The organism is Sphingobium sp. B8D3B (assembly GCF_025961875.1).
Classification (GTDB): domain Bacteria; phylum Pseudomonadota; class Alphaproteobacteria; order Sphingomonadales; family Sphingomonadaceae; genus Sphingobium.
In genome coordinates, this window is record NZ_JAOQON010000001.1 from 477073 (window position 1) to 490940 (window position 13868).

A 13868-nucleotide genomic window follows, 5' to 3' on the forward strand; every position below is an offset into this window, starting at 1 on the left:
AGTAGCAGCCCTAGCTCCTAATAAAGCCACGGCCCCGGAATCGCGTACCAATTGATGGAAGGCAAAGCGGCCTGCGAAGAAAGTCTCGTCGAGCGGATTTACGTCGATCTTCGGAATTGCCGCGCCCGCGCCTCAGAGCATTTCGACACGCTCAGCCCGCATGTTCGGCCGCGATCTTCGCGCTGAGCACGCGCCGCGCGCGCACGGCCGCTTCGTCCATCGGCAGCAGGGCGGGCTTGTGCGCGAAAAGATCATTCGATTTCATGCGCGAGCGGACGGCCCGGATCATGGGCTCATCCTCGTTCTCGAACGCATTCTGGGTACCGAAATACAGCATGCCGGCGACCTGCTCGTTGTCATGATGACGATTCCGGCCGGCGGCCCAGAAATAATGGGTGGAGTCCTCGGTTTCCGGCGTGAGGAAGTGGACCGTCGGAATCTTCGGCCCACCATCGGCATCGTCGGGACTGATCATCCCGGTGTCGAGATAGAGGTTCGAGGGACAGTGCCAGTGCATGTATGCGTGCAGGTCGGCCTGTTCTGCAGGGGCGCTCCACAGGATCTGAAAAAGACCCGTGATCGGCTCTCCCTCGACGTCATAAAAGGCCCGCACGACGTCGCCGTCCTGCTCGCACTGAAACTGCGTGCGCAGCGAGTTGCCGGGCGAAGCGAGGATCGGGTGGAGAAACTCGACATGGGTCAGGTCGAGCAGGTTGTCGACAACCAGCTCATAATGCGTGTTGACGTGGAGCTGGCCGCGAATCCAGGTGAACCCCTCTTCCTCGAGCCGGGGGATGTCCGGCAGCGTCACAGGGTCGGCCGTCGCAGCGTCGCCCATCCAGATCCAGACCATGCCATAACGCTGGACGAGCGGATAAGAACGGACAGACAGTGCTGCCGGGATTGTGCCCTTCCCGTGCGGGTTGCGCAGACACTGCCCGGCACCGGAGAATTCCAGGCCGTGATAGGGGCAGGCGATGCGGTCGCCGCTCAGCTTGCCTTTGCTGAGCGGCGCGAAGCGGTGAGGGCATGCATCCTGCAGGGCATTGAGCTGGCCGTCTTCCGTGCGGAAAATCACGACCGGCTCGCCCAATATGGTGCGCGCCAGCGGCGCATCGGTGACGTCATTCGCCCACCCGGCGGTGTACCAAGCATTTTTCAGGAACGACATGCCCTCAGTCCTCTTCCATATGCGGTCACCATTCGGTGATAAATGGCCCATAGGTTGGCTTACGCCCTTGAGCGTCTTCTGGGACGACCTCGTTGCGCTGGCGGCCGAGCCCCGTGATTTCGCTTTCGACGACGTCGCCAGCCTTGAGCCAGCATCCCCCATGCGACCCGGCATTGCCCGGGGGAGAGCCGGTGATCAGGAGGTCTCCCGGCAAAAGTTTGATGCGCTCGGAGGCGTAGGACAGGATTTGCGCGGGCGAGAAGATCATGTCGGAGGCCGGCCAGTCCTGCATCGTCTTGCCGTTCACCTTGAGCACGATTTGCGCGTCCCGCCAATCGATGAACTGCTTGGGTACGATGAAGGGGCCGGTGGGATAATGGTTCGGCTGGTTCTTGCTGACCCAGTCATATCCAAACTTGATGTCAGTGCGCCGGAACTCATCGACGCAACCGAGGTCATTGACCATGACATAGCCGGCGATCAAGCTCTCCGCCTCTTCGGGCGGGAGGTATCGGCCGGTCCGCGCCACCACGGCACCGAGTTCGAGCTCCCATTCCATATGCTCGCCGATGAGCGGAAGGATGATGTCATCATTGGCGCCGGATAGCGCCGAATGCAGCCCCGTCCAGAAATAGGGCATGCCCTCGGTGGCCCGCCGAGCCACCTCGGCATAGTTGCGCTTGAAGAAGTCCTCATCCGATTCGCCAGGCTGGCGGTTATGCTGATTGAACTTGTTGTTCGTCATCATCTCCGCGACATGCTGCTTGTAGTTCGAGCCGGCGCCCAGAATGTTCGGGTGCTTGAGTGCGGGGAGGATCTCCACGGTCTCGAACCGGATACCAGTCTCTCCGCCTTTTGCCGCTATCTCGCCCAGACGGTCCAGGGCGATGTCCCAATCGTCGAAGACCTCGTGGGTGTCCGCATAATATTCGGACAGGTCAAAGATGGTGCCCTCGGGCTGCACCAGGCCGGGAAAGCCCCTCTTGGAACCGGTTGGCGATACATGCCGATGCCGAAGCTGCCATGCGCCAGACCGGTCGCGGGATCATAGTTTTTTGCCATGTCTGCTTGTCCTCTAAATCAGGAAAAATAGGTCTCGTGACTGCGGTCGCACCACAGATCCATCTCCATCTTCTCGATGGGCAGGAGGTCTGCGACGGCGCTTGCATTGAGCATGTCGGTGTCCGTGAAGGTCTCGAACCGGTACCCTCCCGGTGCGCGCCAGACATCGAACACATGGCTGCCGCGCGGATGCCGGCCGACCCCCCAGATCGGTTCGTGCTGCTGCCGCGTCATCCAGCGGTGCGCCATGAACTGGGATTCGCTGTCGGCGACCTCGAAAGAGATATGGTGCAGGTCGCTCTTGCCGAAGCCGAACAGCGCGATCGTGTGGTGATCCACCCACTCGTCGCCGCGGTCGATCCGATAGAAGCCGGCGACGATGTTCTCGGGCGGCCCGGCATGCATGAGATCGCTCGGCAACAGGCCCAGAACATCGCGATACCAAGCGTCGCAGGCCTTCATGTCGCGAACGAACAGCCCGACATGGCCCATGCGCAGCAGCTGCGCCGGGCCAATCTCGGCAAAGCTCTGGCTGCTGCCCATGCGGGCCTTATGGGTTCCGTAGTTGACGACCATTGGCGTGCGTGCCGCCTCCGCCTCCCGGCGGGCGATGCCGTGAACCAGCCGGATGGTCTTGCCATCGGGATCCGTCAGCTCGACAAACTGGCCGCCGCCCGGCCCCTCGAGAGCTTGCGGAGCGGATCCGCTCGCGCGCGCTGAAAGGCGAACCAGGTCGGCCTCGCTGTCCGTTTCCAGGGCGACGGCGATCAACTGATCGGTGTCGCCGCGCTCCAGAACGACCTGATAGGCCGCCGCGCCTGCGGCTCGCAGATAGTGAACGCCGTCCACCTGCGTATCCAGAACCAGCCCAAAGTCGGCCATGAAAGCCAGGGCCTTGTCCAGCTCACGTGAGGTGAGGTGAATATGATGGAGGCCTGACAGTGCCATCGATCCGCTCCTATTCCTGATATGAAAATGGCTAGGCGGTGATCGTGCATTCAGTCCAATTGATATAAATGTTGATTGGAATAAATCGCACTTATACCATGCACGCGGGACACATTGGGGAGCAGTGGCCGTGCGGTTCGAAGGACTTGATCTCAATCTGCTGGTCGCGCTCGACATTCTCATCGAGTTGAAGAGTGTGTCGCGTAGCGCAAGGCAGCTCAACCTCACGCAGCCGGCCGTCAGCGCCGCGCTCAACCGCCTACGCGACTACTTCGGCGATGAGCTGTTGGTGACATCGGGACGCGCGATGCTGCTCACGCCCAAGGCCGAAGAACTGCGCGACCCAGTCCGCGAGGCGCTCATCTTCATCCACTCCAAAATCACGACGCCAGCATCCTTTGACCCCAAAACCGCCGAGAGGCGGATAGTCCTCTGCGGGTCGGATTATAGTTTCGACGTGCTGCTTGCAGAGGTCTTGCGGCGATCGGCGAAGATCGCGCCGGGCCTTACCTATGATTTCATCCCTATTGACTGGCGCGCCGGCGAGCGGCTGGAGCGCGGGGAAATTGACCTCTACCTCACGATTTCCGGCTATCTGCTCTCCGGCCATCCGAAGGAGACGCTCTGGGAAGACGAGCAATGCGTCATCGCTTGGAATCAAGGCAGATATGCGGAGTCGCTCACCGCCTCGGATTTCGCGGAGGCTGGCCACGCCGTTGCCTATTTTGGGCCGGATCGGCAGCAATCGATCGCGGAACGCAACTATCAGGCGCTGCATGTCGAACGGAGAGTTGAAGTGCGGCTGCCGAACTTTTCGCTCCTTCCCGCCGCGGTCATCGGCACGGACCGGGTGGCGACGATCCATCGTCGTCACGCACGGCACTATGCGCGCCTGCTCCCGATCGTCATCCATGACGCGCCCATCACGCTGGACCGGGTCGTGGGCGAGGTGCAGTGGCATCGACTGCGTACCAGCGACGCAGCCATCAGCTATGTGCGATCGATGATCGTCGACTGCGCAGCGGAGATCCTCGGGACGCCCCAGGCCAGCCATGAATAAATTCTGCTTATTCCTGCCAGCAATTCAATCGATTTTTGTTTTGATCTCGCAAGGGCTAACCAAAAAGGCGGGCCTAGATCGACGATAAAGTCGACTGCAGGCCGCATCCTAGGGGAGGCCGTGCTGTGAAAACCGCTCAGATTCTTATGATTTCGACATCGCTTGCCACGATGATCTGCTGTTCGCCTGCGTCTGCGCAGACTGGTCCGCAGCAGGCCGCCGAGCAGAATGTGGGGCTCGACGTGATTGTGGTCACCGCCCAGCGAAAGTCGGAGGATGTGCAGAGGGCGGCAGTCCCCATCAACGTCGTCTCAAGTAAGGACCTGGCCACGGCCGGCGCCGCTGACACCACCGTTCTCAACAAGGTGGCACCATCGCTGTTCATTTCCCGCGGCGGTGGCGCGCTGACCTCGTTCTTTATCCGAGGTGTCGGCAACTTCACCAACAACAGCTTCAGCGATCCGGCGGTGGCTTTCAACTATGACGGTGTCTACGTCGCGCGGCCCTCGGCGACGGCAAGCACCTTCTTCGATCTGGAGAGGATCGAGGTGCTCAAGGGGCCGCAGGGCACGCTCTACGGTCGCAACGCCACGAGGGGCGCGGTGAACCTCATTCCCGCGCGTCCGCAGTTCGGCACGTTCGCGGCGAGCGGGTCGTTCGGCTACGGAAACTATAATGCCTTCGACCTCGAGGGCATGGCCAATGCTCCGCTCGGGGAGGACGCCGCGATCCGGTTATCGGGACGCATGGTGAAAAACGACGGATACAATGCCGACGGCACGGATGATACGAACGTCAAGGCGGTCCGGGGCTAGGTCGCCTGGGAGTCCGGAGATCTGAGCGTGCGCTTGTCGGCCGATTACGCACACATCGGCGGCCAGGGCCCCGGCGCGTCGTTCGAAGGCGCATTCTCCTTTGCGCCCGCAGCGCCGGCGAGCGCCACCGCGCCGGCCAACTACGTCTTCACGCCGGTCTCGCTCGGCGAGCGCCCCGGCATGTTCACGCCGGCAGCGCGCGCCTATTTCGCGACGCGGGTCAACGCCGGCGCTTTCAACAATCCTGCCCCGATCGACACGCAGTTTATCGACAACACGACCTGGGGAACGCATGCTGAGGCGAACCTGGTGACCGGCATCGGTACCTTCACCCTCGTCCCTGCCTATCGCGCAGGCACGGTCAACAACCGTTTCAGCGGCCCGGCCTTCCGGGCAGGCTGGTCAGTCGAGAATGGCCATCAGGCGAGCGTGGAGGCGCGGCTCGACGGCAAGCGGCTCGGTCCCATCGAATGGCTCATCGGCGGCATCTATTTCGATGAGACGATCAGTGCGAATGCGGCCTTCAATCAATATACGGTCGAGAATATCCAGAATTTATCGGTATCAAACAAATCATGGGCCGGGTTCGGTCGTCTGACGTTCCACCTCAGCGACGCGTTTCGACTGACTGGCGGTCTGCGCTACACGAAGGACGATAAGTCGCTCACGGCCAACACGATCGCCGTGGTTAACCAGTGCACGCGGCCTATTGTCCCGCCCAACTTCGCACCCTGTGCGGGTGGCCCGTCGCTGCCGTCCGCCCTGTCGCTTGCCGATCTGCAGCAGGCGATTCCGGCCTCGGATCTGCCGGCCGGCTTCCCGGCCGCACCGTTCACGGCGGCGCCATATGGGACTTTTGGCAATGTGATCCTCTACGTGCCGGCCGCCTATAACTCGAACTTCAACAAGGGCGAGGCAACCTTTCGCCTGGCTGCTGAAGCCGATCTGTTCGAGAACTCGCTGGGTTATGCGAGCTACGAGACGGGCTATCGGTCGGGTGGCTTCAATCTGACGTTCGGCAAGGAGACCTACGCGCCAGAAACGATCCAGGCGTTCACAGTTGGGCTGAAGAACCGCCTGCTCGACAACCGCGTCCTCCTGAACATCGAAGGCTTCTACTGGCGCTATCGCAATCAACAGCTAGCGCATCTGGGCCTGGATGCGCGCGGGGCGTCGTCCTTCTTCACCGAGAATATCGGCCGGTCGACGATCTGGGGCATTGACGTCGATGGTGCGTTAAAGGTCGGCAGCGGCACCGTTCTGACAGGCGCGGTGCAATATCTGAATACCAAGACCGATAACTTCATCTACACAGAGCCGGACAGCGGAAATTCCGGCATCCCGCCCGCAACCACCTGCCCATCTGTCGATAGTGGCGCGTTCTTCACGGTGAACTGCAGCGGAAAGCCGCTGCTCAATTCGCCGAAGCTATCGATCAACGCCGGACTGGAGCAGACGTTCGAGCTTGGCTCGGGCCACAAGCTGATCTTCAACCTCAATGGCCGTTACCGGTCGAATCGCATCATCGGGTTCGACAATCTTCCCCAGCAGAACAGCGGCGACACCTTCGAGGCGGACGCTTCGCTGCAGCTTGCCCAGATCGATGACCGCTGGGCCGTGACAGCGTGGATCCGCAACCTGACGGACGAGAGGATCCCGACCCTGTCGCAATATAACAGCATCTCGGGCGGGGTGCTGAACACAGTCTACCAACCGCCGCGGACCTACGGCGTGAAGGGCTCGTTCAAGTTCTGAGACGCGACGGCCGGCTGCCGAGTCGACCCGGCGCGGCAGCCGACTGCCATCCTTGATCGCATGATGGAGAAATGAATGTATCCGTTCGGGTTCGAAACGCTGATGGTGCGAAATCGCTGGTACATCGCATGCTTCGCCAGCGAGATTGACGACGGGCCGATCGAGCGGACCATTCTCGGCAAGCCTGTGGCGCTCTATCGCACGGAGGCGGGCGTCGCGACGGCGATGTATGGCATCTGCCCCCATCGCTATTATCCGCTGGCCAAGGGGCGCGTGCGCGGCGACGCGCTGGTCTGCGGCTATCACGGCTTCGCCTTTGCAGCCGATGGCAAGTGCGTGGACATCCCGTCGCAGGGCACCGGCGCGAACTTCTGCCAGCCCGTCTTTCCCTTGTTGGAGCGCGGCCCATTCTGTTGGATCTGGATGGGGGACGGCGAGAAGGCGGACCCCGATCTGCTGCCGCCCTATGAGGATTTCGGACTGGACCAGCCGGGATGGCGGGCAAGCTCGTTCGACTATTTTCGCGTCGGTGGCCGCGCCCAGCTGTTGATCGACAATCTAATGGATCTGACTCACCTGCCTTATGTCCACCATCATATCGCGGGTGGCGACAGCATGGCGCGGACCGCGATGCGGGAAGAGCCGCGGCCGCGCAGCTACCGTCTCGTGCGCCAGAGCAAGGTGCCTTGGACCCCGTTTTTCGACCATCTCTATGGCGCCGGGAACCGGTATGAGGGCCTTGCCGATTTTGAGAGCATCACCGATTTCTACGGGCCTGAACTGATCCGCACGAACCTGCCGCTTCTTCGCCGGATTGACGGCATGGAAAACGTGCCGCCTGCGCTGGGCGAGCTGCACCTGCTGCACGGCATCACGCCCGAATCCGAGACGTCATGTCACTATTATGGCGTCTCGGTCAGGAACTTCAGGCTCGATTCCGAGGAAGTCGATCAGTTCGAGCTTGAGTCCGACATGCATATTCGCGGGCAGGACAAGGCCGCGATCGAAGCGGTCGAGGCGCGTCTCGACGCATCGGCGGCCTTGCAGCGCGAGCTGCTCGCGAAGTCGGACACGCCTGCCGCGAAGGTGCGCGCGCTAATCAAGCAGATGCTTGAGGCAGAACAGTGAGAGGCGCCTTCAGTCTCGCGCCGCGATGATAATGATCTCGACCTTGTAGTCGGGCGTGGCGAGTCTGGCTTCGCCGGTGGCGCGGGCTGGGGCGCCCCTGCCGCCGACCCAGCGATCCCAGACGGCATTCATCTCGGCGAAGTCGGCCATGTCGGCGAGCCAGATGGTGGCGCTCAGGATGCGCGACTTGTCGCTCCCAGCGCGGGCGAGCAGCGCCTCGATCTGCGCCAGCACGGCCTGCGTCTGCGCAGTGACACTCTCGCCCGGCGCACCGACCTGGCCGGCAAGGTAGATGGTGTCGCCATGGATGACGGCCTGGCTCATGCGTGGGCCCTGATCGAGACGTTCGATGCTCATGCTTACTCCTTGTCGATAAAAATGATCGCTTGCGGCGTCAGGCTGCATAGCGCGAAATGGCCAGGTCGACGGCCTCGATTTCCGTGGGTCGAGCCGAGATGATGTCCGCGACGACCTGGGCCGAGCCGCAGGCCATTGTCCAGCCCAGCGTGCCGTGACCGGTATTGAGGAACAGATTACCGTAGCGCGTCTTGCCGATCACAGGCGTGCCATCCGGCGTCATCGGCCGGAAGCCCGACCAGTAAGTTCCCGCGCCCATGTCCGCGACACCGGGGAACAGGGTGCCGAGCGAGAGTTGGAGCGTCTCGCGCTGGGCGGGGCGCAGGCGGCGATCGAACCCGGCGATCTCCGCCATGCCGCCGACCCGGATGCGCGAACCCAGACGCGTGATCGCAATCTTGTAGGTCTCGTCGAGGATCGTCGAGACAGGCGCGCGGGCCTCGTCGACGATGGGCACCGTGATCGAATAGCCTTTCACCGGATACACCGGCAGGCGGATACCGAGCGGACGCAGCAGGGCGGGCGAATAGCTGCCGAGGGCTACGACATAGGCATCGGCACGCATGAATCCCTTGCTGGTGCGCACGCCCGTCATCCTGTCCGCATCAACCTCGATCCCGTCGATTGCCGTGCCATAGTCGAAGTGCACGCCCAGCCTCTGCGCCAGCTCGGCAAGGGCGTTGGTGAACAGGAAGCAATCGCCGGTCTCGTCATTGGGCAGGCGCAGGCCGCCGACGAATGTTCCGCAAACATCGGCAAGCCCGGGCTCGGCGCGTATGCAGCCCTCCCGATCCAGCACCTCGAACGGTACGCCATCGGCCTGCAGCACAGCGACATCCTTGGCGATGCCGTCCATCTGCGCTTGCGTCCGGAAGAGCTGGAGCGTGCCCTGCATGCGCTCGTCATAGGCAAGGCCGGTGTCGGCCCGCAGGGCGATCAGCTTGTCACGGCTATATTCCGCGATCCGCACCATGCGCGCTTTGTTCACCGCATAGCGCGCGCCCGTGCAGTTGCGAAGCATCTGCGCCAGCCAGAGCAGTCGCGCCGGATCGAGACCGGGCCGCAGGATGAGCGGCGAATGCTTCGAGACCATCCATTTGAGCGCTTTGAAGGGAACGCCGGGCGCGGCCCAGGGCGAGGCGTAGCCGGGCGAGATTTCACCGGCATTGGCGAAGCTGGTTTCCAGCGCCGGGCCGGGCTGCCGGTCGACGACATGCACCTCGTGCCCGGCCTTGGCGAGATAATAAGCGGAGGTGACGCCAATCACGCCGCTGCCGAGGATCAGCACCTTCATGACATTGTCTCCAATATGGGGGTGGGGCAGGCGAGGGGGAGGACATGTCGGGCATAGCGGGCGCCGAGGTTCGTCAGGATCTCATAAGCGATGGTGCCGCCATCGCGCGCGACCTGTTCAAGGCGCTGGTGCGGGCCGATCAGCTCGACGAAATCGCCTTCCGTCAGCGCGCCGGGCGCGAGTGCCGTCACATCCACGGTCATGCTGTCCATCGACACGCGACCCGTGATCGGCAGGCGGACGCCGCCGGACCATGCCGCTCCGCGATTGGAGAGGGCGCGTGGCCAGCCATCGGCATAGCCTACCGATAACGTCGCAAGGCGCCGTTCCCCGCGCGCTTGCCAGTCGAGCCCATAGCCGACCCCAGCGCCGTCCGGCACAGTGCGGAGCTGGATCACTCTCGCATCGAGCCGCACCACGGGGGCGAAGGGCGCCTCCGCGCTATCGGTAGGGTCGGCCCCGTAAAGCGCGATGCCGGCGCGGGCGATGTCGCCATGAAACACGCTGTCGAGCAGGCAGCCGCCGGAATTGGCGAGTGATCGGGCGGCAGCGGGGAACAGCTCGGCCAGTTTCTCGAACTGCGTGCGCTGGCGATCGTTCGCAGCATTTTGCGGTTCGTCTGCACAGGCGAGATGGCTCATGATCGCGCGGAGCGGCACAGAGAGGCGGAACTGCTCGTCGCCGGCGAGTTGCCGGGCCTCCTCCGGGGAGAGGCCCAGGCGCGACATGCCGCTGTCGACTTGCAGAATGGCGGATAGTGGGCATTTGCGCTGGATCGCCAGATCGCGCCAGCGCCACGCCTGGCCCAGGCTGTTAAGCACCGGCACGATAGCATGGTCGGCGCATATCGCCTCGGCGCCGGGTGTCAGCCCGTTCAGCACATAGATGGTGCTGTTTGCCGACACGAGTGGGCGAATGGCGAGCGCCTCGGCCAGATGCGCGACGAAGAAATGGCTGCACCCGGCCGAGACGAGGGCGGGCACCACGATGCTCGCGCCCAAGCCATAGGCGTCCGCCTTCACCACGGCCGCCAGTTCGGCGGGTGCGACCCGGTTGCGCAGCCGGGCATAATTGGCGACCAGCGCGGACAGATCGATCGTCAGAATCGCGCCTTCGATACTGTCGGAATTGTCCATTGGTCACCCCGCGTCTGATGGGGGCAAGGGATATCAGCAGGCGCTTCGAATGTTCTGCCCAACAGATGCAGAAGTTGCCGTTTCAAGCCGGAATTCAGTAGAAAAGAGGCGCAGGTGCGCAATATGCTTCGACGATCATGGACAAGATCGACAGACATATCATCCGGCTGCTGCGTACCGATGGCCGTATCTCCAACCAGAGCCTGGCGGAAGCGGTCGGCCTGTCTCCTTCCGCCTGCCTGCGCAGGGTCAGGATTCTCGAGAAATCAGGTGTGATCCGTGGCTATGTGGCCGTGGTGGGGCTGCCGGAAGAAGATGAGGCGACGGTGGCGATCGTGCGCATCACGCTGGAGAAACAGACCGAGGAATATCTCCGCCGGTTCGAGAGCGCGGTGCGGCGGCATCCGGAGATACGGGAATGCTACCTCATGACGGGCGATGCGGACTATAGCATTCGCGTCGCGACGGGCAGCGCTGCGGCCTACGAGGACTTGCATACCAACGTCCTCTCGCGCCTGCCCGGCGTCGCCCGCATTCATTCGAGCATTGCCATGCGCAAGGTGCTGCCTGGCGGAGCGGTAACATCCCGCAATTCCACTCCCTGACGGGCTCCTCCCCGCAGAGACGCGCGCGCATCACTGCGCAATCGGCAGAAAATGTCGCGGACCCCTGCGAATATTCCTTCCGATATTCTGCCGCCACTGCGCGGCCTTTGCTGGAGGATCGGTATGAATTCCTGGATCAGAACCCTGCTCGCCGGAGCCATGATGGCAACCAGCCTCTCCGTATCGCCCGTTTCGGCCGCCGAACCGGCGCAGTCGCTCCGCGATGCGCGGGAGCAGGCCCCCGCGGGCATCATTGGCCTGTGGAAGGTCGATCTTGCAGCCTCCACCTACAAGGGCGCCAAGCCGCAGGCCGCAATCCGCAGTTTCGCTTATACGGAGGATGGCAAGATCCTCGTATCATTCACGACGCTTACAGCGTCTGGCGCGCTTACCTCCGGCCATTGGGCGGCGCAGGTCGATGGCACGCCCGGCATCGAATATCACAGTACCGCCGGGGGCCTGGCCTATAATGTCGTCTCGCTGAGGAAAGTCGACGACGCGACGCTGAGCCTGACCGTGACTCGTCACGGAAAGGTCGACCTGCAGGCGACCTACAAGATTTCGCCGGACGGCAAGACGCTGACCTATAGCTACGATGGCAATATCCTGATCTATCGTCCCTGGAACCTGTTGAGCTGAGTGGAGACCAGATGCGTATCGCGACCTTTGTTCTGAGTGCAGTTCTCACCTTGTCATCCGCGCCCTTGCTCGCCCAGTCGGCGGACAAGGGCCGGGCGGCCTTTGCTCAATGCGCCGTCTGCCACGGCACGAAGCCCGGCGAGAAGAAGCTGGCGCCGAGCCTTGCGGGCGTGGTCGGACGCAAGGCCGGCGTCGTGCCTGGCATGACCGCACCCTCGCCGGCGCTCGCGAAGTGGGGCAGGACATGGTCGACCAAGGAACTCGATACATTCCTGACCGCGCCGGCCAAGCTCGTGCCCGGCACGCGGATGGCCATCAGCGTGCCGGACGATGGCAAACGTGCGGACATCATCGCCTATCTGAAAACGCTGAAATAGGCCGGTCCGCCTGAGCGGCGGCGAAATGCAAAAACCCGTGCTCCCGCGAAGGCAGGAGCACGGGTTTTTGGTCGTTGCCGTCAGGCGGCTGGCGCCTCGTCGGTGCGGCGGCCGATCCACTGATAGATCACCAGCCCGACGACGTTCCAGATGAGGAAGAAGAGTTTCGTCGTGCCGGGGAGGCTCCAGAACAGATAGAGGCAGCCAATGATCGCGAGCGGGCCGACCACCCAGGGCAGCGGCGTGGCGAAGATGCGCGCACGATCGGGTTCGCGGCGACGCATGATCAGCATGCAGGCGGCCACCGCGATGAAAGCCGCCAGCGTGCCGGCATTGGCCAGCGCGGCGATCGCATCGAGCGGAACGAGGCCGGCCAGCACCGACACCACCAGGGCGGTGACCATGGTCATGCGGATCGGCGTGCCGGTCCGGGCATTGACCCGGGCCAGTTTCGCTGGGAGCAGCCCGTCACGCGCCATGACGAAGAAGATGCGGCTCTGCCCGAAGAGGAATGCCAGGATCACGGTCGGCAGTGCGATGATCGCGGCCGCGCCGATGATCGCCGCGACTTTGCCCTGACCCAGCGAACGCAGGATAAGCGCCAGCGGCTCGGCGCTGTTGGCATAGTTGGTGTAGGGCATGGAGCCGACCGCGACCGCCGCGACGCCCACATAAAGCGCTGTGCATATGAGCATGGAGCCGACGATGCCGATCGGTAGGTCGCGACCGGGGTTCTTGGTTTCCTCCGCGGCCGTCGAGATGGCATCAAACCCGTAGAAGGCGAAGAAGATGATCGCCGCTGCCGCCATCACGCCATGCTGCACGCCGTTCACGTCATGCGCGGCGAAGCCATAAGGCATGAAGGGATGGAACTGGCCGGCGTCATAATGGGGGAGGGCCACGGCGATGAACAGGACCAGCGCCACGATCTTCATGACCACCAGGATGGCGTTGACGACCGCGCTCTCCCGCGTACCGAGCGCGAGCAGCCCGGCCACCGCGAAGACGATCAGCACCGCCGGCACATTCAGCAGGCCGCCCGCATGAGGGCCGGCGCTGATCGCCGCGGGCAAGGGGATGCCGAGCGAGGTGAGGAAGCCGGCGGTATAACCCGACCAGCCGACCGCGACCGCGCTGACAACCAGCGAATATTCAAGGATGAGGCTCCAGCCTACGATCCAGGCGACAAGCTCGCCGATCACCGTATAGCTGTACGTATACGCTGACCCCGATGCAGGGATCATCGCCGCCACTTCCGCATAGCAGAGCGCCGCGCAGGCACAGACCGCGCCCGCGATCGCGAAGGACAGGATGACTGCCGGACCGGCGAGGCCGGCACCGATGCCGACCAGCGTATAGATGCCTGTACCGACGATGGCACCAACGCCCAAGGCGATGAGGTGCCACCAACTCAGCGTCGGGCGCAGGCGATGCGCCGATGAAAGCGTGTCGAGCGCCATCGGCTTGCGGCGATTCCAGTTACGCATGTCTGCCCCTTTATCTGCCGGGCGATGTGTGATC

Annotated in this window: 14 protein-coding genes; 7 read left to right on the forward strand and 7 right to left on the reverse strand. The window is 63.1% G+C overall.

Annotated features, from left to right (window positions below):
* Positions 1-151 precede the first annotated feature (151 nt).
* The 3 genes from M2343_RS02225 to M2343_RS02235 form a co-directional block, all read right to left on the reverse strand.
* Complete coding sequence (locus M2343_RS02225; RefSeq protein ID WP_264575430.1) at positions 152-1171, reverse strand: aromatic ring-hydroxylating dioxygenase subunit alpha; 1020 nt, start codon at positions 1169-1171, stop codon at positions 152-154.
* A 25-nt stretch (positions 1172-1196) separates the two neighbouring features.
* Positions 1197-2135 carry a fumarylacetoacetate hydrolase family protein gene (locus M2343_RS02230; protein WP_264575431.1) on the reverse strand — a complete coding sequence of 313 codons (939 nt, stop codon included), beginning with the start codon at positions 2133-2135 and terminating at the stop codon, positions 1197-1199.
* Between the two features lie 116 nt (positions 2136-2251).
* On the reverse strand, positions 2252-3181 hold the full coding sequence (locus M2343_RS02235) for a VOC family protein (protein ID WP_264575432.1): 930 nt from the start codon (positions 3179-3181) through the stop codon (positions 2252-2254).
* A gap of 130 nt (positions 3182-3311) precedes the next feature.
* On the opposite strand from M2343_RS02235, the gene M2343_RS02240 reads away from it, so the two are divergent.
* From M2343_RS02240 to M2343_RS02255, 4 genes are all read left to right on the forward strand, one after another.
* Positions 3312-4241, forward strand: coding sequence for a LysR family transcriptional regulator (locus tag M2343_RS02240; RefSeq protein ID WP_264575433.1), 930 nt, complete (start codon positions 3312-3314; stop codon positions 4239-4241).
* Between the two features lie 146 nt (positions 4242-4387).
* Positions 4388-5056 (forward strand): TonB-dependent receptor plug domain-containing protein, encoded by a 669-nt coding sequence (locus tag M2343_RS02245; RefSeq protein WP_264575434.1) that lies wholly within the window; start codon positions 4388-4390, stop codon positions 5054-5056.
* 33 nt (positions 5057-5089) lie between these two features.
* Complete coding sequence (locus tag M2343_RS02250; RefSeq protein ID WP_264603854.1) at positions 5090-6811, forward strand: TonB-dependent receptor; 1722 nt, start codon at positions 5090-5092, stop codon at positions 6809-6811.
* A gap of 75 nt (positions 6812-6886) precedes the next feature.
* On the forward strand, positions 6887-7939 hold the full coding sequence (locus tag M2343_RS02255; RefSeq protein WP_264575436.1) for an aromatic ring-hydroxylating dioxygenase subunit alpha: 1053 nt from the start codon (positions 6887-6889) through the stop codon (positions 7937-7939).
* Between the two features lie 9 nt (positions 7940-7948).
* Here M2343_RS02255 and M2343_RS02260 read toward each other — a convergent pair whose 3' ends face one another.
* From M2343_RS02260 to alr, 3 genes are read right to left on the reverse strand one after another with little or no spacing between them, the layout of a single operon-like run.
* Positions 7949-8296: a RidA family protein gene (locus M2343_RS02260; RefSeq protein ID WP_264575437.1), complete on the reverse strand. Its 348-nt coding sequence runs from the start codon at positions 8294-8296 to the stop codon at positions 7949-7951.
* A gap of 37 nt (positions 8297-8333) precedes the next feature.
* On the reverse strand, positions 8334-9590 hold the full coding sequence (locus M2343_RS02265; RefSeq protein ID WP_264575438.1) for a D-amino acid dehydrogenase: 1257 nt from the start codon (positions 9588-9590) through the stop codon (positions 8334-8336).
* Entirely contained in the window at positions 9587-10726 is a 1140-nt protein-coding gene (gene alr, locus M2343_RS02270; RefSeq protein ID WP_264575439.1) for an alanine racemase, read from the reverse strand. The genes M2343_RS02265 and alr overlap by 4 nt, the downstream gene beginning before the upstream one ends.
* Before the next feature lie 137 nt (positions 10727-10863).
* Here alr and M2343_RS02275 point away from each other — a divergent pair, with 137 nt between their 5' ends.
* From M2343_RS02275 to M2343_RS02285, 3 genes are all read left to right on the forward strand, one after another.
* On the forward strand, positions 10864-11331 hold the full coding sequence (locus tag M2343_RS02275) for an Lrp/AsnC family transcriptional regulator (protein WP_264570985.1): 468 nt from the start codon (positions 10864-10866) through the stop codon (positions 11329-11331).
* Positions 11332-11454: 123 nt separating this feature from the next.
* Positions 11455-11970, forward strand: coding sequence for a hypothetical protein (locus tag M2343_RS02280; RefSeq protein ID WP_264570984.1), 516 nt, complete (start codon positions 11455-11457; stop codon positions 11968-11970).
* An 11-nt stretch (positions 11971-11981) separates the two neighbouring features.
* A complete protein-coding gene (locus tag M2343_RS02285; RefSeq protein ID WP_264570983.1) occupies positions 11982-12347 on the forward strand; it encodes a c-type cytochrome in 366 nt (121 codons plus the stop codon).
* Between the two features lie 80 nt (positions 12348-12427).
* On the opposite strand, the gene M2343_RS02290 is transcribed toward M2343_RS02285, so the two are convergent.
* Complete coding sequence (locus M2343_RS02290; protein ID WP_264575440.1) at positions 12428-13834, reverse strand: amino acid permease; 1407 nt, start codon at positions 13832-13834, stop codon at positions 12428-12430.
* Positions 13835-13868: the final 34 nt, after the last annotated feature.